15 protein-coding genes are annotated in these 19,505 nt (G+C 72.1%); 6 read left to right on the top strand and 9 right to left on the bottom strand.

Going from position 1 to position 19,505, the window contains the following annotated elements; translation table 11 throughout:
* Window positions 1–62: 62 nt before the first annotated feature.
* Window positions 63–1,850, bottom strand: coding sequence for a glyoxylate carboligase (gcl, locus tag ABKA17_RS12820; protein WP_353692109.1), 1,788 nt, complete (start codon window positions 1,848–1,850; stop codon window positions 63–65).
* Between the two features lie 167 nt (window positions 1,851–2,017).
* On the opposite strand from gcl, the gene ABKA17_RS12815 reads away from it, so the two are divergent.
* Together ABKA17_RS12815 and ABKA17_RS12810 are read left to right on the top strand one after the other, a co-directional pair.
* A complete protein-coding gene (locus ABKA17_RS12815; protein WP_353692108.1) occupies window positions 2,018–2,698 on the top strand; it encodes a hypothetical protein in 681 nt (226 codons plus the stop codon).
* A gap of 407 nt (window positions 2,699–3,105) precedes the next feature.
* The gene (locus ABKA17_RS12810; protein ID WP_353692107.1) at window positions 3,106–3,606 is read left to right on the top strand and encodes a GNAT family N-acetyltransferase; all 501 of its coding nucleotides are present in this window, start codon (window positions 3,106–3,108) and stop codon (window positions 3,604–3,606) included.
* Here ABKA17_RS12810 and ABKA17_RS12805 read toward each other — a convergent pair.
* A complete protein-coding gene (locus tag ABKA17_RS12805) occupies window positions 3,603–5,183 on the bottom strand; it encodes an AMP-binding protein (protein WP_353692106.1) in 1,581 nt (526 codons plus the stop codon). The two genes, ABKA17_RS12810 and ABKA17_RS12805, sit on opposite strands and share 4 nt — an antisense overlap.
* Entirely contained in the window at window positions 5,180–6,844 is a 1,665-nt protein-coding gene (locus ABKA17_RS12800; RefSeq protein ID WP_353692105.1) for an AMP-binding protein, read from the bottom strand. Before ABKA17_RS12800 ends, ABKA17_RS12805 begins: the two co-directional genes overlap by 4 nt.
* 113 nt (window positions 6,845–6,957) lie before the next feature.
* On the opposite strand from ABKA17_RS12800, the gene ABKA17_RS12795 reads away from it, so the two are divergent.
* The 3 genes from ABKA17_RS12795 (at window position 6,958) to ABKA17_RS12785 (ending at window position 11,762) form a co-directional block, all read left to right on the top strand.
* Window positions 6,958–7,779, top strand: coding sequence for a helix-turn-helix transcriptional regulator (locus ABKA17_RS12795; RefSeq protein ID WP_353692104.1), 822 nt, complete (start codon window positions 6,958–6,960; stop codon window positions 7,777–7,779).
* 143 nt (window positions 7,780–7,922) lie between these two features.
* A complete protein-coding gene (locus ABKA17_RS12790; protein WP_353692103.1) occupies window positions 7,923–10,745 on the top strand; it encodes an ATP-binding protein in 2,823 nt (940 codons plus the stop codon).
* Between the two features lie 225 nt (window positions 10,746–10,970).
* Complete coding sequence (locus ABKA17_RS12785) at window positions 10,971–11,762, top strand: S1 family peptidase (RefSeq protein ID WP_353692102.1); 792 nt, start codon at window positions 10,971–10,973, stop codon at window positions 11,760–11,762.
* A gap of 110 nt (window positions 11,763–11,872) precedes the next feature.
* Here the strand turns inward: ABKA17_RS12785 and ABKA17_RS12780 are convergent, their stop codons facing one another.
* Window positions 11,873–12,973, bottom strand: coding sequence for a winged helix DNA-binding domain-containing protein (locus ABKA17_RS12780; protein WP_353692101.1), 1,101 nt, complete (start codon window positions 12,971–12,973; stop codon window positions 11,873–11,875).
* Between the two features lie 157 nt (window positions 12,974–13,130).
* Between ABKA17_RS12780 and ABKA17_RS12775 the strand changes: the two genes are divergently transcribed.
* Entirely contained in the window at window positions 13,131–14,288 is a 1,158-nt protein-coding gene (locus ABKA17_RS12775) for a magnesium and cobalt transport protein CorA (RefSeq protein WP_353692100.1), read from the top strand.
* Here ABKA17_RS12775 and ABKA17_RS12770 read toward each other — a convergent pair.
* Genes ABKA17_RS12770 through ABKA17_RS12750 form a run of 5 tightly spaced genes read right to left on the bottom strand, consistent with a single transcriptional unit; the run spans window position 14,266 to window position 19,351 of the window.
* A complete protein-coding gene (locus tag ABKA17_RS12770) occupies window positions 14,266–14,946 on the bottom strand; it encodes an ABC transporter ATP-binding protein (protein ID WP_353692099.1) in 681 nt (226 codons plus the stop codon). The two genes, ABKA17_RS12775 and ABKA17_RS12770, sit on opposite strands and share 23 nt — an antisense overlap.
* The gene (locus ABKA17_RS12765; protein ID WP_353692332.1) at window positions 14,939–15,850 is read right to left on the bottom strand and encodes an ABC transporter ATP-binding protein; all 912 of its coding nucleotides are present in this window, start codon (window positions 15,848–15,850) and stop codon (window positions 14,939–14,941) included. Before ABKA17_RS12765 ends, ABKA17_RS12770 begins: the two co-directional genes overlap by 8 nt.
* A 38-nt stretch (window positions 15,851–15,888) precedes the next feature.
* Window positions 15,889–16,767, bottom strand: coding sequence for an ABC transporter permease (locus ABKA17_RS12760; protein WP_353692098.1), 879 nt, complete (start codon window positions 16,765–16,767; stop codon window positions 15,889–15,891).
* Between the two features lie 5 nt (window positions 16,768–16,772).
* The gene (locus ABKA17_RS12755; RefSeq protein ID WP_353692097.1) at window positions 16,773–17,741 is read right to left on the bottom strand and encodes an ABC transporter permease; all 969 of its coding nucleotides are present in this window, start codon (window positions 17,739–17,741) and stop codon (window positions 16,773–16,775) included.
* A gap of 20 nt (window positions 17,742–17,761) precedes the next feature.
* Window positions 17,762–19,351 (bottom strand): ABC transporter substrate-binding protein, encoded by a 1,590-nt coding sequence (locus ABKA17_RS12750; RefSeq protein WP_353692096.1) that lies wholly within the window; start codon window positions 19,349–19,351, stop codon window positions 17,762–17,764.
* Window positions 19,352–19,505 lie beyond the last annotated feature (154 nt).

Raw genomic sequence — 19,505 nt, 5'->3', positions numbered from 1 at the left:
GGGGGGGCCCCCCCCCCGGGGGGGGCCCGCCCCCGGGCGGAGCGGTGGAGCTGTCGGGCCGGTCAGGCCTTGATCGGGATGATCGCGGTGGGCGCGTGGCCCGGCTCGGTCGCGATCTCCTCGAACTCCTTCACCGCGCTGATGTCGGCGGTCGGGCTCATCGCGATGTTGGTGACCCGCTCCAGGATCGCCTCGACGACGACCGGCACCCGGTACCGCGCGGCCAGCTTCTTGGCCTCCTCGAAGGCCGGCAGGAGCTGGTCGGGCTCGGTGACGCGGATGGCCTTGCAGCCCAGCCCCTCGGCGACCTTGACGTGGTCGACGCCGTACACGCCCAGCTCGGGCGAGTTCTGGTTCTCGAACTCCAGGTTGACCTGGAAGTTGATGTCCAGACCGATCTGCGCCTGCCGGATCAGGCCCAGGTAGGCGTTGTTGACCAGGACGTGGACGTAGGGGATGCGGTGCTGCGCGCCGACCGCCAGCTCCTCGATCATGAACTGGAAGTCGTAGTCGCCGGAGAGCGCGACGACCTGGGCCTCCGGGTCCGCGGTGGCCACACCGAGGGCCGCGGGGATGGTCCAGCCGAGCGGGCCGGCCTGGCCGCAGTTGATCCAGTGGCGCGGCTTGTAGACGTGCAGCATCTGCGCGCCGGCGATCTGGGAGAGGCCGATGGTGGTGACGTAGCGGGTGTCGGGCCCGAACGCCTTGTTCATCTCCTCGTAGACGCGCTGCGGCTTCATGGGCACGTTGTCGAAGTGCGTACGGCGGTGCATCGAGCCCTTGCGCTCCAGGTGCGAGGCGACCCAGGCGGAGCGGTCGGGGAGCTTGCCGGCCGCCTTGAGCTCGCGGGCGACCTCGACGAACAGCTCCAGGGCGGCCTTGGCGTCGGAGGCGATGCCGTAGTCCGGGGCGAAGATCTTGCCGATCTGGGTCGGCTCGATGTCGACATGGACGAACTTGCGGCCCTCGCGGTACACGTCCAGCTTGTAGCCGGTGTGCCGGTTGGCCCAGCGGTTGCCGATGCCGAGGACGAAGTCCGACTCCAGGAACGTGGCGTTGCCGTAGCGGTGGCCGGTCTGCTGGCCGACCATGCCGGCGTTCAGCTCGTGGTCGTCCGGGATGGTGCCCCAGCCCATCAGGGTGGGCACGACCGGGGTGTCGGTGAGTTCGGCGAACTCCACCAGCAGGTCGGAGGCGTCGGCGTTGATGATGCCGCCACCCGCGACGATCAGCGGACGCTCGGACTCCAGGAGGAAGGTCAGGGCCTTCTCGATCTGGGCCCGGGTCGCGGCCGGCTTGTAGACGGGGAGCGGCTCGTAGGTCTCCGGGTCGAACTCGATCTCGGTGAGCTGGACGTCGATCGGCAGGTCGATGAGGACGGGGCCGGGACGTCCGGAGCGCATGAGGTGGAAGGCCTGCTGGAAGACGCCGGGCACCTGCGCGGCCTCGAGGACGGTGACGGCCATCTTCGTGACCGGCCCCGCGATCGAGGCGATGTCGACGGCCTGGAAGTCCTCTTTGTGGAGCAGGGCGGTCGGGGCCTGGCCCGTGATGCACAGGATCGGGATGGAGTCGCCGATCGCGGAGTACAGGCCGGTGATCATGTCGGTGCCGGCCGGGCCCGACGTGCCGATGCAGACACCGATGTTGCCCGGGTGCGTACGCGTGTAGCCCTCGGCCATGTGCGAGGCGCCCTCGACGTGGCGGGCGAGGGTGTGGTTGATGCCGCCGGAGGCCTTGAGCGCGGCGTAGAAGGGGTTGATCGCCGCGCCGGGGACACCGAACGCGTTGCTGACGCCCTCGCGCTTGAGGATCTCGACTGCCGCGCGGGCAGCGGTCATACGAGCCATTGAGTACTCCTGCTTCGGCTGTCGGACCTGTACTCCCGTCGCGCCCCGTCGCGAGTACTTCCGTAATGCGGAAAGTAGTTTCTACTATCTGGAAGCAATGTAGGTGGGGAGGCGTAGGTCGTCAAGAGTCGCCAAGAGACGGACAAGCGGGGGCTTCCTGGAGGACGATGGGGTCCATGTCCGAGAGCGTGGCGGTGCGCTGCCCGGTCTGCCGACGCGAGCATCTCTATACGGCGCCGGAGTATCCGTGTGCCTGTGGGGCGCCGGTGATCCCGACGCTGGACCCACGGGCACGGGCGACGGCGGTCTCGCACCGCTCCTGGGAGGACGACTGGGTCACCGTGCGGTGCGCGTCCTGCGGGCGCGCGGGCGAGTGGCCGCATCCGGAGCTGGGCTGCCCGTGCGGGACGGTACTGCGCGTGCCGGTCGCGAAGGGCGCAGCGGCGGAGCGCGTCGAGCCGGTGCCGCGGCGCGCCTTCCAGCCGGTGACGATCCGCACGGCACGCGACGCGGTGACGGCGGCCGCGCTCTACCTCCGCTGGCTCGGCTACCGCGACATCCGCCGCGCGGACCAACGCCCCCCGAACGGCATCGGCATCGCCGCCCGCGGCCTGCTGGCCCAGGTCGACCCGACCGTCCGCCCCGCCTCCCTGCGCGACGTGGAATGCCTGTGGCTGACCGCCATGACGGAGTCCTCCACCTGCGTCTACTTCTCCCTCGCCGGCTACGCCACCGAAGCCCGAGCAGTCGCCGACTCCCTCGGCGTCCCCTTGTTCGTCCTGGACCTCACAGGCACCCCCCAGCCGGTGAACAGCCTGGCGGACGAACTGGACTCGACCGGGGCGTAGGCCTCCGGCGGTCGGGCGGCGGACCGGCGACGCGGACCGGCGGGCCCGCGAGAACGCCGCAGGACCAAGCCGTACGGGCAGGCAGCGAGGCGGGCCGGGCAAGGCAGAACCGCCGGGAGGGCGGGCCTTCGGCGGTGCGGCGAGGGGCGGGGCGGCGACGCAGGGAGCGCTCGCTCTGCGCTCTGGCGGATCAAGGAGCTCCGGCAGGCCGGGCCGAGGCGGGCGGGTGTGGCAGTGGACGGATGCGCCGGGCGGGCCCCGACGGGCGGGGGCGCGGAAGCGGAGAGGTGGAGCGTCTCGGTCGTGTGGGGCGGTCGGGACGGAGGGGGTCGTCCCGTCGGCAGGTGCCGAGGCTGCCGCGGGAAATTCGGGCGCCCGTGTCGCGCACCCTCCGCCATACTCGCCGCATGCGTATCCGCCCCGTCGCGGCCGACGAGCTCCCCGTTCTCCAGGACATCGAGCGGGCGGCCGGAACCCCTTTCCGCGCACTCGGCATGGCGGTGATCGCCGAGGACGATCCGCCCTCCCTGGCCGACCTGGAGCGGTACCGGCGGGCCGGCCGGGCCTGGGGCGCCGTCGAGGACGAAGTCCCGGTCGCCTATCTGATCGCCGAGCCCGTGGACGGCGCCCTGCATGTGGAGCAGATCTCCGTCCACCCCGACTTCGCGCACCGGCGCATCGGCCGGACCCTCCTCGCGTACGCCGCCGAGCGCGCCCGCGAGGAAGGGCTGGGCGGACTCACCCTGACCACCTTCGCCGAGGTCCCCTGGAACGCCCCGTACTACGAGCGCCTCGGCTTCCGTGTCCTCACCGAGGCCGAACTCACCCCGGGCCTGCGCAAGATCCGCGCCCATGAGGCGGAGCTCGGCCTCGACCGGTGGCCCCGGGTCTGTATGCGCCGCGACTAGTCCGCCGCGTACGTCTCCCTCAGCTCGATCTTCCGCACCTTCCCGGAGACCGTCATCGGGAAGCTCTCCAGCACTTGCAACCTGCTCGGCACCTTGTAGTGCGCCAGCCGCCCGTCGCAGAACGCCCGTACCTCCTCCAGCGTCGGCGGGTCGGCCGGGTCCCGCGGGATGACACAGGCCAGCACCTCCTCGCCGTACCGCTCGTGCGGAACTCCGACCACCTGGACGTCCGCGATCTTCGGGTGGGCGTAGAGGAACTCCTCGATCTCGCGCGGGTAGATGTTCTCGCCACCCCGGATGATCATGTCTTTGATGCGGCCGACGATCTCGACGTACCCGTCCTCCCGCATCACCGCGAGGTCCCCGGTGTGCATCCAGCGTCCGGCGTCGACGGCCTCGGCGGTCTTGGCGGGCTCGTTCCAGTAGCCGAGCATCACGCTGTAGCCGCGGGTGCACAACTCCCCCGCCACACCCCGGGGTTGGGTCACGCCGGCCGGGTCGACGACCTTCACCTCGATGTGCGGCAGGACGCGGCCGACGGTGCCGGTGCGGTGCTCCAGGTCGTCGTCGCGCCGGGTCTGCGTGGAGACGGGCGAGGTCTCGGTCATGCCGTAACAGATCGACACCTCGGCCATGTTCATCTCGCCGACGACCCGCTTCATCACCTCCACCGGACAGGGCGAGCCCGCCATGATCCCGGTGCGGAGGGAGGAGAGGTCGTACGTCGGGAAGTCGGGGAGGTTCAACTCCGCGATGAACATGGTGGGGACGCCGTACAGCGAGGTGCAGCGCTCCCGCTGGACCGCCTCCAGGGTGGCTTTCGGGTCGAAGGACGGGGCCGGGATCACCATGCAGGCGCCGTGCGAGGTGGCCGCGAGGTTGCCCATCACCATGCCGAAGCAGTGGTAGAAGGGCACGGGGATGCAGATCCGGTCCTGCTCGCTGTAGGAGATCATCTCCCCCACGAAGTAACCGTTGTTGAGGATGTTGTGGTGGGAGAGGGTCGCCCCCTTGGGGAAGCCCGTGGTGCCCGAGGTGTACTGGATGTTGATCGGGTCGTCGCAGGACAGCTCGGGGAACTCGACCGGCACCCCCCGCCCGGTCAGCGACTCCCAGCTCGGGTCGCCGATGAAGACGGTCTCCCTCAACTGCGGGCACCTGCCCCGCACTTCCTCGACCATCGCCCGGTAGTCGCTGCTCTTGTGGCTCAGGGACGCGAACAGCAGGGAGATCCCCGCCTGGTTCAGGACGTACTCGACCTCGTGGGTGCGGTAGGCCGGGTTGATGTTCACCATGATCGCGCCGATCCGGGCGGTGGCGTACTGGACCAGCACCCACTCGGGGCAGTTGACCGCCCAGATGCCCACCCGGTCGCCCTTGGTGACCCCGCTCGCGATCAGCGCGTAGGCCAACTCGTCCACGTCGGCGGCGAATTGGGCGTAGGTCCAGCGCCGCCCCGACGGCACGTCGACCAGCGCCTCACGGTCCGGCCAGGACGCGACGGCCCGGTCCAGGTTCGCGCCGATCGTGTCGCCGAGCAGTGCGGTCCCGCTCGTGCCATGGCTGTAGGAGCTCACCGGAAGTCCTCCTCGCGGTACTCGGCGTCGGAGCCCGCCGCCGTGGCCTCGCGCAGCTCGATCCGGCGGATCTTGCCGGAGACCGTCTTGGGCAGCGGGGCGAACTCCAGGCGGCGCACCCGCTTGTAGGGGGCGAGCACCTGGCGGGAGTGCTCGAAGAGCACCTTCGCGGTGTCGGGGCCCGGCTCCCAGCCCTCCGCCAGCACCACGTACGCCTTGGGCACCGCGAGGCGCAGCTCGTCCGGCGCGGGCACGACGGCCGCCTCGGCCACCGCTTCGTGCTCCAGCAGCGCGCTCTCCAGCTCGAAGGGGCTGATCTTGTAGTCGGAGGCCTTGAAGACGTCGTCGCTGCGGCCGATGTAGGTCAGGTACCCGTCCTCGTCGCGCGAGGCGACGTCCCCGGTGCGGTAGTAGCCGCCGGCCATCGCCTCCGTCGTACGGTCGGCGTCGCCGTGGTAGCCGGTCATCAGGCCGACCGGGCGCGCCGAGAGGTCGAGGGCGATCTCGCCCTCGACGGCGCCGGGCGCTCCGGAGACCGGGTCGAGGAGTTCCACCCGGTAGCCGGGGCTGGGGCGGCCCATGGAGCCCGTCTTCAGGGTCTGGCCGGGGCTGTTGGAGACCTGGACGGCGGTCTCGGTCTGGCCGAAGCCGTCCCGGACGGTCACCCCCCAGGCCTGCCGCACCTGCTCGATGACCTCGGGGTTCAGCGGCTCGCCCGCCGCCACGGCCTCGCGCGGCGGAGTCCGCAACCGGCTCAGGTCGGCCTGGATGAGCATGCGCCACACGGTCGGCGGGGCGCAGAAGGTCGTGACGCCCGCCCGGTCCATCTCCGCCATCAGCCGGGTCGCGTCGAAGCGCGTGTAGTTGTACAGGAAGACGGTCGCCTCGGCGTTCCACGGGGCGAAGAGGTTGGACCAGGCGTGCTTGGCCCAGCCGGGCGAGGAGATGTTGAGGTGCACGTCGCCGGGCTTGAGGCCGATCCAGTACATGGTGGCCAGGTGCCCGATCGGGTACGAGGTGTGGGTGTGCTCGACGAGCTTGGGCCGGGCGGTGGTGCCGGACGTGAAGTAGAGCATCAGCGGGTCGTCGGCGCGGGTGGGGCCGTCGGGCCGGAAGCGGGCGTCGGCCTGGTAGAGGTCGTCCAGCGACGACCAGCCCTCGACGGGGTCCCCCGCCGCGATACGGGTGTAGGTGCCGGGCACCTCCGCGAACTTCGCCGCGTCCTCGGAGCGCGCGATCACATGCTTGACGCGCCCGCGCTCGACACGGTCGCGCAGGTCGGCGGGGCCGAGCAGCGGGGTGGCCGGGATGACGACGGCGCGCAGTTTCATCGCGGCCAGCGCCGTGATCCACAGTTCGGCCTGGTTGCCCAGCATCACCAGGATGCGGTCCTCGGCGGCCACGCCCCGGTCCCGCAGCCAGCCCGCGGCCTGGTCGGAGCGGACCGACATCTCCCCGAAGGACAGCTTGGTCTCCCGGCCGTCCTCCTCGACGATGTGCAGCGCGGTCGCGCCGTTCCCGTCGGCAATGTGGTCGAACCAGTCGAGCGCCCAGTTGAAGCGCTCGGGGCGGGGCCAGACGAAGCCCTCGTACGCCGCGGCGTAGTCCTCGCGGTGCTCCAACAGGAAGTCCCGCGCCCCGCGGAACAGCTCGGTCGTCATGTGTTCTCCTCTTGCCGGACCATTGCCGGGCGGCTCTCTGTCATCGTGTAATCCGTGACGCAGGTCTCACTACCCCCGAACGGGGGTGTGCGCCGCATGAAAGGGCGGAACAGGTGGCGGCAGACACGGCGGACATCCGCACCGCACTCGTACGGCTCAGGCGGACGACCGGGCTGCCGGTCGCGTTCGGCGGGCTGGTGGAGGCCGGGCGGCCCCAGATGCGCATCAGCGAACTGAGCGGCACCGCGACCGCCGCGCTCCGCGCGCTCGCGATCACCTCCGGCAACGGCCTGGGCGGCAAGGCCGTCGCCCTCGTCCGTCCGTGCGCGGTGACCGACTACTCCGCCTCCCGGCAGATCAGCCACGAGTACGACGTGCCGGTCGCGGCCGAGGGCCTGCGGTCGATCGTGGCGGTGCCCGTGGTCGTACGGCGCCGGGTGCGCGGTGTCCTCTACGGCGCCCTGCGCACCGTCCAGCCGCTGGGCGACCGCACCCTGAGCGCGGCCATGGCCGCGGCCCGGGACGTGGAGCAGGCGCTGGTGGTGCGGGACGAGGCGCGGGAGCTGGTGGAGGCGTCCCGGGCGGCCGATGGCGCCACGGGCGACCCCGTGGGCCGCGAGCAGGTGCGCGAGGCCCACGCGGCCCTGCGGGCCCTGGCACCGCGGATCACCGACCCGGCGCTGCGGGCCGAACTGCTGGACGCCTGCGGACTGCTCACCCCGCGGGCACCGGCCGAGGAGGTCGGTCTCGCACCCCGTGAGCTGGACGTCCTGGCCTGTGTGGCCGCCGGGGCGACGAACGCGGTGGCCGCCGAACGGCTGGGGCTGCGGCCGGAGACGGTCAAGGGCTATCTGCGCTCGGCCATGCGGAAGCTGCGGGCGCACACCCGTGGTGAGGCCGTGTTCGCGGCGCGCCGGGCGGGGCTGCTGCCGTAGCTTGCGTCGACCCTTTATTCATTCACCCGCGCCTTGAATTTCCCTATGCTGTCACGTTGTTATTTCCCTCACCACGCCGTCCGTCCGAATTTCAAAGAGACGTTGCCTAGAATTTGGCCCGGACACGACACACGAGGGGAGCGGTGACCGTGCGACGGGACTTCCAGGAGCCTGCCAGATGCCGCCCCGACCTGGTCATCGGCCGGGAGGGGGTGTTCGGCCAGGCCCGGGAGCAGCTCGCCCGGGGTGGGAGCGTGCTCCTGCACGGCCCCGCCGGAATAGGAAAGTCGACCGTCCTGCGGGCATTGGCCGCCGAAAACGGCGGCGCGGCCCGCACCGTGTTGCGCTGCTCGGCCACCGAGTCCGAATCCCATCTCCCCTTCCTGGCCCTCGCCGACCTGCTCGGCCTGGCCCTCGACGAGGTGTCCGGCAAGCTGCCCGCGGCCCAGCTCACGGCCCTGGAGTCGGCGCTCACCGGCCGCGGCGAGTCCACCCTCCAGCGCGACGGCCTCGCCCTGCGGCTCGCGGTGCTGTCGGCGCTGCGCGCGCTCGCCGCCGAGGGCCCGGTGCTGATCGTCGCCGACGACGTGCAGTGGCTGGACTCCGCCAGCTCCGAACTGCTCGGCTTCGCCGCCCGCCGGCTCGGCGACACCCCGGTACGGATGCTGTGCGCGGTACGGACCGAGGGCCAGGAGTACGACCGTCATCTACGCGCGTCCCCGCCCGACACCCTGGCCCTGCGGGTCAACCCGCTGACCCGCGCCCAGGTCTCCGAACTGCTCGGCCACCGCGGCTACACCGGCCTGCCCCGCTCCACGGTCCGGGACATCCACCGCACCAGCGGCGGCAACCCGCTCTTCGCCCTGGAACTCGGCCGCGCCCTCGGCGAGAGCCCCACCCCGCCCCGCCCGGGCGAGCCGCTGCCGGTGCCGACCTCGCTGCGCACCCTCGTACTGAACCGTCTGGAGATGCTGTCGGAGGAGGCTCGCCGCACCCTGCTCGTGGTGAGCGCCGGTGCCCGCCCGACCCCGGCGCTGCTGCACGCGGCCGGCCGGGAGAACGCCGAGGCGGAGACCGCCCAGGCCGCCGCGCTCGGTCTGCTGGCCACCGACCCCGAGGGCCCCGCCGTACGGTTCGCGCATCCGCTGATCTCGGCCGCGCTGTACGCGGAGGCGCCCGCGCACGAGCGGCGGGCCGCGCACGCCGCGCTGTCGAAGGCGGCCTCCGACCCGATCGAACGGGCCCGGCATCTCGCCCTGGCCACCACCGGCACCGACCAGGACACCGCGAACAGCCTCGCCGAGGCCGCCGCCCTCGCCCGGGACCGCGGCGCGCCCTCGGTCGCCGCCTCCCTCGGACTGCTCGCCGCCCGGCACACCCCGGCCGACGGCACCCCGGAGCCGGACGCGCGCCGGTTGCAGGCCGCCGAGGACGCGATCACCGCGGGCGAGCTGGACCTGGCCCGGGACATCGCCCACGACGTACTGACCCGGGCCACCGTCCCCGCGGACCGGGTGCGGGCCTGGATCATCGTGATCGACACGGCGGGCCACGCCATGACGGAGGTCGACTCGGTCTTCCCGCAGGCCCTCGCCGACGCCGGCGACGACCCCGGGCTGCTCGCCCTGATCCACTACCAGCTCACCTGGCGGGCCCTGCTCGTGGACGGCGACTTCGACCAGGCGCGCGAGGAGGCCGCGCACTCGGCGGCGCTGGCCGAGCGGGCGGGCGACCGCTACAACGAGCTGATGGCGCTCGCCTTCCAGGCCCAGATCGAGACCCTGATGGGCCATCCGGACGCCCCCGCGACCATCAAGCGCGCCCTGAAGGAACCCCAGGACCCGCGGGTGGCGTGCCATCACAACGGCGCCGGCTACTCCCGGTTCCGCTGGCTGATCATGAGCGACCAGCTGGCCGAGGCCCGCGCCACGGTCACCGCGCTGCTGCGCGAGGTGCGGCGCACCGGGGCGGTCGAGAGCGAGGTGCACTTCCTGCGCGGGGTCGCCGAGACCGAACTGCGCTCCGGGCACTGCGGACGCGCCCTCGACCTCGCCCGGGAGAGCCTCCTGCTGGCCCGGGACACCGGCATCGGCGAGGTGGCCTCCTGTGTGCTCACCTCCCTCGGCGAGGCGTCGGGCGGCGATGTCGGGCGGGCCCTGGAGCTGGCCCACGAGGCGGTCGAGCACGCCGAGCGCGACGGCGACCAGATGTACGTCTCGCGCGCCCTGGCCGCCCTCGGCTACGCCCAGTTGGTCGCCGGGGACGCGGAGGCGACGGTGCGCTCGCTGCGCCGGGTCCGGGAGCTGGAGCACGGGCTCGGCATCACCGACCCGGCGCGCGGCCGCTGGCAGGGCGACCTCGCCGAGGCGCTGGTCCGGATCGGCGAGCTGCGCGAGGCGCAGGACGTCATCCAGGTGACCCGCACCCAGGCGCTGCGGCTCGGCCGCGAGAGCGTGCTCGCCGTGCTGGACCGGGCGGAGGCGCTGCTGCGGGCCGCGCGCGGCGAACACGAGGCCGCGCTCGCCCAGTTGACCTCGGTCCAGGACCGGCTCGCCAAGCTCGGCCACGGCCTGGAGGAGGCCCGCACCGCCTTCGCGCTGGCCCGGCTGCGGCCCCGGCGGCCGGGCTCGACGTCGTACGACGAGGCGGCCCGGCTGTTCCGCCGCTGCCGGGCGCTGCCCTGGCTGAGCCAGGTGGACGCGGCGACCGCCGAGCCGGCCGGCACGCCGGAGCGGCCCGCCCCCGCGCCCACGGCGGACGCGCTGGAGGGGCTGGAGGGGCTGGCCTCGATGGAGCGTCAGGTCGCGGCCCTCGTCATGGAGGGCGCCACCAACCGGGAGATAGCCGCCCGGCTGTTCATCAGCGTCAAGACGGTCGAGGCGACCCTGACCCGGGTCTACCGCAAGCTGGGGATCCGCTCGCGGGTGGACATCGTCCGATTGGCGGCGGGGCGCCGTACGAAGTGAGGGGCCTCGGGTTTTACTGACGGCCGTGGGGTTTGCCGTCGTCCCACCGAGGGTTATCCCTGTCCAACTCCCCTAGGGGGTTCCCTCATTGGGAGGGGGAACTTCCGGGTTCTAGGTTATGAACGTGCCGCTCGCCCGGGCATACGGGGGTCGGTCCCGCGACCCCCGTGTACCACCCCCCACACCCGCGCGATTCCCCACCGGCAACCCCCACTGAGGAGACTCATGTTCGGGCTCAACCGCGCCAAGAAGACCGCCGCCCTCGTCGCGGCGACCGCCGCCGCGGCGGCGACGGCACTGATCGGCGCCCCCACCGCCGTCGCCGCTCCCCAGCCCATCGTCGGCGGTACGACCACCACGACGACGTCGTACCCCTTCATGATGCAGATCACGGACGCCTCGCAGAACCAGTTCTGCGGCGGCACCCTGGTCTCCGCCACCAAGGTCGTGACGGCGGCCCACTGTATGGTCGGCGAGACCACCAGCAGTGTGAGAGTCGTCGGCGGCCGCACCTACCTCAACGGTACGAACGGCACGGTCAGCCGGGTCAGCAAGATCTGGATCCACCCGTCGTACACGGACGCCACCAACGGTGACGACGTGGCCGTCCTGACCCTGTCGACGGCGATGTCGTACACCCCGGCGTCGTACGTCTCCTCCTCCCAGACCAGCGTGTACGCGGCCGGCACCACGGCCCGCATCCTCGGCTGGGGCACCACGTCGTCGAACGGCAGCTCGTCCAACCAGCTGCGCACCGCGACGGTGCCGATCGTCTCCAACTCCAGCTGCGCGAGCAGCTACGGCTCGGACTTCGTCTCGTCCGACATGGTTTGCGCCGGATACACCTCCGGCGGCACAGACACCTGCCAGGGCGACAGCGGCGGTCCCCTGCTCATCGGGGGCGTCCTGGCAGGGATCACTTCTTGGGGCGAGGGCTGCGCTCAGGCCGGTTACCCGGGTGTCTACACCCGGCTGACCACCTTCTCCAGCCTGGTGACCACGCAGGTCAACTCATAGGTCCCAGAAGTTCTCCTGAGCACCCCTCAGGTGAAAAACCAGGGGGCGTTGCGGGCCTCCACGAGCGGCCCGCAACGCCCTCTATCCATGTCCCGGGCGCTAGGGGGCTCCTACGCCCCTACGACGGTCCCGAACCGGATGTCGTACGAGGACCCGGGGTGCAGCACGCCCAGCATCCGCGCGCCCTCCTCGGTGATCTCGCCCCGCTGGGCCCTGGTCAGTGTGCCGAAGGGCTCGATGACGAGGGCCTCGTCCGTGAGCTTCCAGACGCCGGCGAGGAAGCCGTCGACGAGGAGCGTGCTGTAGGCCATGTTCCCCGCCCAGCTGCGGCCCCAGTACTCGGGCGGAATCACCCGGGTGCGGTCGGCGTGGGAGAGCAGCAGGTTGTCGAACTCGGGGAGGAAGCGGGGCGGGGCCGGAGTGTCGGCGGCGGGGCGCGGGGCGTCCGGGAGGTCGAAGAGTTCGACGCCGTTCTCGTCGCGGAAGGTGAGCAGCTCGGGGCGGAGGCGTTCGAAGGCCTCCTTCAGGCGGGTGAGTCCGGCCCAGGTCTGCATGTCCCTGACCGAGGCGGGGCCGAAGGCGGCGAGGTAGCGCAGGACGGTCGCGTCCGGTGCCGGGACCGGTTCGGCGGGGCGGCCCAGCCAGTGCTCGACGGTGGTGAGGGCGACCTGGCCGCTCTGTCCCCACAGTCCGCGCGGGGTGACCTGGACGAGCGGGAGACGGCAGCGGGCGGCGATCGCGAGGGACTGCGGGTCGGCGTCCGGCCACTCGGTGAGGAGTTCCTCGCGCAGCTGCTTCATGGTGCGCGGCTCGGCCTCGACGAGGTCCCGGGCGAGGGCGGCGAGGCGGTCGAGGTCGACGCCCTGAAGTCCCTTGCGGAACTGGGTGAGTTCGCGCTCGCGGGCCGCCTGCACCAGTGGGCGCAGGGTGAGGGCGTCGTCGGCGGTGTGGGTGTGGATGGTGGAGCGCAGGGTGACGATGCGGACGACCTCGCGGTCCGCCATCAGCGTCGAGAGGTCCCCGGGTGCGAAGCCGTCGAGGCGGGCGGCGAGCGCGTAATACGGGGGCCGGACGTTCTGGGCCTGGAGGCCGAGCAACCGCTCGACGGCCGCCTTCGCGGAGAGCTCCGCGCGGCGCAGCAGGAACTGCCGGTCGAGGGTCGCGCGGTTGAGGGCGCGGGTGTCGAGCACGGGGACCGTCGTCTTCGTCATGGGAACCACGCTACTGACGCTTGCGGACACCTTCTGTCCGCAACTCTCAGCGCGTCCCGGCCCATTTCCTCGACCGCGCGGACACCTCGACGCCGTATGCCCCGTATATCCTGCCCGTGATCACGCAGCCGGTGGCTCGACCCGGGAGGCAGCCGCGATGTCCGAGCGACGCGCCCGTCCGACCTCGAAGAGCCGGGGGAGGTCCACCTGGCGCCGCGCCCTGACCCCCACGCCTCCGGCCTCGGAGAAGCAGCCGACGCGGCGCCCCGAAAAGACGCAGGCCGAGCCGGAACAGGCGAGCATCGTCCAGGCGGCGCTGTACCGCGACGGCGTCCGGGTCTCCTCCCCCGCGACCCTCGCCGACACCTTTCGCGAGCTGCGCGAGCAGCCCTCCGGCATGGCGTGGATCGGCCTGGCCCGCCCGACGGAAGCCGAACTCCTCTCCCTGGCGGCCGAGTTCGACCTCCACCCGCTCTCCGTCGAGGACGCGATGGAGGCCCACCAGCGCCCGAAGCTGGAGCGCTACGGCGACACCCTCTTCGTCGTCCTGCGCGCCGCCCGCTACCTGGACGCGCCCGAGGAGGTCGACTTCGGCGAGCTGCATGTCTTCGTCGGCCCCGACTTCGTCATCACGGTCCGCCATGGCGCGGCCCCCGACCTGTCGGCGGTCCGCAGCCGCATGGAGCAGACACCCGAGCTGCTGAAGCTGGGCCCGGAGGCGGTGCTGTACGCCATCCTCGACGCGGTCGTGGACGGCTATGTGCCGGTCGTGTCCGGCGTCCAGAACGACATCGACGAGATCGAGACGGAGGTCTTCCGGGGCGACCCCGAGGTCTCCCGCCGTATCTACGAACTCTCCCGGGAAATGGTCGAGTTCCAGCGCGCCACCCGCCCCCTGGTCGGCATGCTGCACGCCCTGATGGCCGGCTTCTCGAAATACGGCACGGACGACGAGCTCCAGCGCTACCTCCGCGACGTCGCCGACCACGTCACCCACACCAGCGAACGCGTCGACGGCTTCCGCCAGGCCCTCACCGAGATCCTCACGGTGAACGCGACCCTGGTCACCCAGCAACAGAACGCGGAGATGCGGGCACTGGCGGAGGCGGGGTTCGAGCAGAACGAGGAGATCAAGAAGATCTCGGCGTGGGCGGCGATTCTGTTTGCTCCCACGTTGGTCGGGACGATCTACGGCATGAACTTCGAGCACATGCCCGAGCTGGGCTGGAGCTTCGGGTACCCCTTCGCGATCGGGCTGATGGGGGTCGTCTGTGTGAGTCTGTATGTGATCTTCAAGCGGCGGGACTGGTTGTAGGGACCCCGGTCAGGGACTCCCACTCGGTCACGCGGTCGCACCAGCGGTGCAGGAGGGTGCGGTCGTGGCCGACGGCGAGGAGGGCGGCGCCGGTTTCGGTGCGGTAGGTCTCCACGGCCGTGACAAGGGCGGCGGTGGTGGAGGCGTCGAGCATCGCGGTCATCTCGTCGCAGACCAGGAGGCGGGGGCGAAGGACCAGGGCGCGGGCGAGACAGGCGCGTTGGAGTTGGCCGTCGCTGACCTCGTGGGGGCGGCGGGCCAGGAGGTCGGGGGTGAGGCCTACGGAGGTCGCCAACTCGGTTACTCGGGAGGGGACTTCGTCTCCGCGGCCCGTGGCGCGCAGGGGTTCGGCGATCAGGTCGGTCAGGCGGAGCCGGGGGTCCGCGGAGAGCCTGGGCTGCTGGAAGACCACGCCGAAGGCCGTGCGCAGGGCGCGGGGGGCTCGGTGACGCCAGTGGCGTACGGGCTCGCCGTCGAGGAGGACGGTGCCGGAGTCGGGGCGGTGCAGCAGGGCCGCCACACGGGCGAGGGTGGACTTGCCGCAGCCCGACGGGCCGAGGAGGCCCACGGACTCGCCGGGGGCGACGGTCAGGGAGACGTCACGGACCGCGGGGGCGCGGCGGTCGTATCCGGCGGTGATGGCGCGCAGTTCAAGCACGGATGTCCTCCGGCACGTGCGGGTGGTGGCAGGCGACCGCGTCGGTGAGCGCCGGGAGTGCGGCGCAGGTGTCCGTGGCGCGGTCGCAGCGGGCGGCGAAGGCACAGCCGTCCGGGAGGTCGCCGAGTTCCGGGGGCAGACCCGGGATCGGGGTGAAGGCCCGGTCCGGGAGGGCCTGGAGCAGGCCTCGGCTGTACGGGTGGCGGGGGCCGGGGTCGCCGAAGAAGGCGTCCGCGTCGGCGAGTTCGACGATGCGGCCCGCGTACATCACGGCGACGCGGTCCGCGATCCGGGCGGCGGCGGCCAGATCGTGGGTGATCATCAGCAGCGCCCGGCCGCCGCTGTCCACATGGCGGCGGAGTTCGTCGACCGTGCGGTCCACGAGGTCGCGGTCGAGTCCGGTGGTCGGTTCGTCGGCGAGCAGCAGAGGCGCGTCGCCGACCAGGGCGAGGGCGGTGGCGGCGCGTTGGGCGAGGCCGCCGGAGAGTTCGTGCGGGTGGCGGTCGAGGTGGTCCACGGGGAACGCCACGCGTTCCGCCGCCGCCTCGGCCGCCTCGCGTACCGCGGCACGCCCCCGGACGCCGGTCAACTCCGTGACGGTCTCCTCCAGTTGGGAGCGGATCGTACGGACCGGGGTCAGGTGCGCCGCCGGGCTCTGCGGGACCAGGCCGATACGGCGGCCCCGTACCGTGCGGGCCAGGGTGCGCTCGTCGGCGGCGAGCAGGTCGAGGTCGCCGAGGCGGGCCTCGCCCGCGGTCTGGGCGTTGGCGGGGAGCAGGCCGAGGAGGGCGGAGGCGAGGACGGACTTGCCGCAGCCGCTCTCGCCGATCAGGGCCAGGCACTCGCCGGCGGCGACGTCGAAGTGGGCGTCGGTGACCGCGGCGACACGGCGGCCGCCGGGCATCCGGAAGCGCACCGACAGGCCACGTACCAGGAGCGGGGTCACAGCATCAGCTCCGATCGTCTGCGGGGGTTGATCCGCTCCCGCCAGGCCCCCGCGAGACCGGCGATGGCAAGGGTCGGGACGATCAGGAACAGGCCGGGGAAGAGGGTCGGCCACCACTGCCCGGCGAGCAGCGAGCCGCGGGCGGTCTGGACGAGGTTGCCGAGGCTCGCCATGTGGGCGGGCAGCCCGAGCCCGAGGAAGGACAGGGCCGACTCGTGCCACATGGCGTGCGGCACCATCAGTACGGCGGCCAGCGCGGCCTGCGGCAGCACGGCGGGCAGCAGATGCCGTACCGCCACCCGCCACCGCGAGGCGCCGCCGGAGATCGCCGCGTCGATGTACGGGCGCGAGCGCAGGGACAGCACCTCGGCGCGGACGATGCGGGCGGTCGACAGCCAGTGGGTGAGCCCGACGGAGACGACCACCGGCCAGATGCCCGGCCGGAACATGGCGACGATGAAGATGCCGAGCAGCAGGTGCGGGACGGAGGAGAAGGTGTCGACCAGCCGCATGACGGCCCGGTCGACCCAGCCGCCGAGCGCCCCGGCCGTGGCGCCGACGGCCGTTCCGATCACGGTCGCCGTCAGTGCCGCCACCACGCCGACGGTCAGGGACACCCGCAGCCCGTAGACACAGCGCAGCAGCAGGTCGCGCCCGACGTCGTCGGTGCCGAACGGGTGGGCCCAGGAGGGTGGTTGGAGCTTCGCCGCCAGGTCTACGGCCTGCTGGTCGAGTTGGACCAGCGGCGGGACGAGCAGCACGGCCAGGGCGGTCACGGCGACCAGCGCCGCGGAGGTGCGCACCCGGACGGTCCGGGTGGAGCGGCGACGGGTGCCGTAGGACCGCCACGACCTCTCAACTGTGGCCTCAGCCATGGGAGTCACATGTCACTGAGCTTCACCCTCGGGTCGAAGAGTCCGTACAGCAGGTCGGCGAGCAGGTTGCCCGCGAGGACGGCCGCGGTGGCCAGCGTGGTCAGGGCGGCGAGCAGCGGGAAGTCGACGGCGGTGGCCGCCTCGACCGTGGCCGCCGCGATGCCGGGCCAGCTGAAGACGCTCTCCACCAGCAGGGCGCCGGTGATGAGTTCGGGGACGCGGGAGCCGACCAGGGTCAGCACCGGCAGCAGTCCGGAGCGCAGGGCGTGCCCGAGCAGGACGGTGCGTTCGGCGAGGCCCCGGGCGCGGGCGCCGCGTACCGGGTCCTCGGCGAGCGCGTCGGCGACGCCCTGACGGACGTACAGGGTGAACCACGGGAGTTGGGAGACGGCGAGGACCCCGGCGGGCAGGACGAGGTGGGTCGCGACCTGGCCGGCGGTGATGTGTTCGCTGGCGGTGTCGGTCAGGCCGCCCGCCGGGAGGACGTCCAGGCGCAGCGCGAAGAACCAGATGGCGAGCAGGGCGATCCAGAAGACCGGCGCGGCCGACAGGGTGTAGGCGAGCGAGGTGACCGTGCGGTCGAGCCAGGAGCCGGGGCGGTGGGCGGCGAGCACCCCGAGCAGGGTGCCCAGGGTCACGGCCAGGACGAAGGCGACCGCGCACAGCAGCGCGGACCAGCCGAGGCGTTCGCCGATCACCTCGGTCACCGGCTGCCGCATGACGCTGGAGTGGCCGAGGTCGCCGCCGAGCGCGGAGGTGAGCCAGTGCCACCAGCGTTCGGCGAAGGGCTGGTCCACGCCGAGGTTGGCGCGCAGCCGGTCCAGGGTCGCCCGGTCGGCGCCGAGGGCGGCGGTTCCGGCGTACGCCTTGACGGGGTCGAAGGGGGAGGCGGCGGCGAGGGCGAAGACGCCGAAGGTGACGACCAGGAGGACCGGGGCGGCGAACAGGGTCCGCCGCCCGGCCAGTCGGGCCATCGCTCCCCAGGGCAGCGGTGTCACTTCTTGGGCTGCCAGTCCTGGAGGTTCCACCAGGGGCCGCTGGCGAAGCCGTGCTCGTGCGGTTCGAGCTGGGTGGTGGGGCCGCTCCAGCGGTCGGCGAGGACGTAGAGGTGGTCGATGTGGGTGAGGAAGGTGGAGCCGGGGTTCTTGACCAGTTCGCGCTGGAGTGTGTCGTAGGCCTTCTCGCGGGTGGCCGTGTCCTGCCCGCGGCGGCCGGTGTCGAGGGCCTTGTCGAGGGCCGGGTTGTCGTAGCGGCCCATGTTGTTGAAGCCGTTGCCGGCGAGGGAGGAGTGCAGCAGCGTGTAGAGGCCGAAGTCGGGGTCGCCGGTGGAGCCGCCGCCCGCGAGGACCGCGTCGTCCTTCATCCGCGGCTCGATGACCTCCCAGGTGGCGCTCTCCACCTTCACCTCGATGCCGGCCTTCTTGGCGTCGGAGGCGTAGGCGAGGGCGTGGTCCTGGCGGACCTTGTCGCCGGAGGGGTAGAGGAGGGTGAAGGAGGCCTTGCGGCCGTCCTTGGCGCGGACGCCGTCGCCGCCCGCCTTCCAGCCGGCCGTGTCGAGGATCCGCTGGGCCTCGGCGAGGTCCTGGGAGCGTTCGATGCCCTTGGCGAACCAGGGGTCGTCGACGGGCAGCGGCCCGTAGGCGGCCCGGCCGGCGCCGTCGAGGATCTTGTCGACCATGGCCTCGCGGTCGACGGCGGCGTCGAGGGCCCGGCGGATCGCGCGGTCGCCGGTGACCTTTCCGGCGGTGGGCAGGGTGACGGTGCGGAAGTCGTAGGACTTCGCCTCGTACGTCGTGCTGTCCTTGTCGTCCTTGAAGGCGGCGGCGAGGTTGGGCGGCAGGACGGCGCCGTCGAGGTCGCCGGTGCGCAGCCGGGTGGCGCGGACGTCGTCGTCCTCGATGATCGCCATGGTCACCGTCTTCACCTTCGGCGCGCCGCCCCAGTAGCGGGGGTTGGCCTTGAAGGTGAGCTTCTCGCCCTTGCGCCAGTCGGACAGGACGTAGGGGCCGGTGCCGATCGGCTCGGTGTTGAAGGCGCCGGTGTTGGGGTCCTGCTTCCCGGCGATGTGCTCGGGGACGATCGGCAGGACGGTCCGGGCGGCGAACGGCGCGTAGGGGTACTTCAGGGTGAAGACGACCTTGTCGTCGCCCTCGGCCCTGACCTCCTTGACGGCGTCGAGTTCGCTGCGGGCGGTGTTGTTGGTCTTCGCGTCCAGGATCGTCTCGTAGGTGAAGACGACGTCGGCGGCGGTCAGCGGCTCGCCGTCGCTGAATTCCACGCCCTCGCGCAGGGTGTACGTGTAGCGGCGGCCGTCGTCGCCGACCTCGGGCAGCGCCTCGGCCAGCGCCGGGGTGAGCTCGAGGTCGGCGTCGCGGGCGAGCAGCCCGTCGAAGATCTTGGAGTTGCCGTCCTTGCCGTAGCCGAGGAGCGGGCTGAGGGTGTCCGGCTCGGAGGCCACCCCGATCACGACGGAGTCGGCGGACCCGCCGCCTCCGCCGGAGCCGTCGCCGGGCGCCGAGCACGCGGCCGCTCCGGTGGCCACCGCCGCCGCCACGGCGGCACCACGTATCCGTCCGAACTTCATGAACCCCACCCTTGCCCCACCCTTGTTGCTGTCAAAACGTTGTTGCATATTAATTGCAACAACGGGGTTCTCCGCACCCCCGAAGGGTGGGTGGGCGGCGTCACATCCAGCGCGAGGGAAACGTCACAGGCGTTCCTCTGCTGAGGCGGGAGCC

The sequence above is a fragment of the Streptomyces sp. RG80 genome, from assembly GCF_040446465.1.
GTDB lineage: Bacteria > Actinomycetota > Actinomycetes > Streptomycetales > Streptomycetaceae > Streptomyces.
Note: the sequence above shows the minus strand (reverse complement) of the source record. Positions and strands in the feature narration are given on the sequence as shown.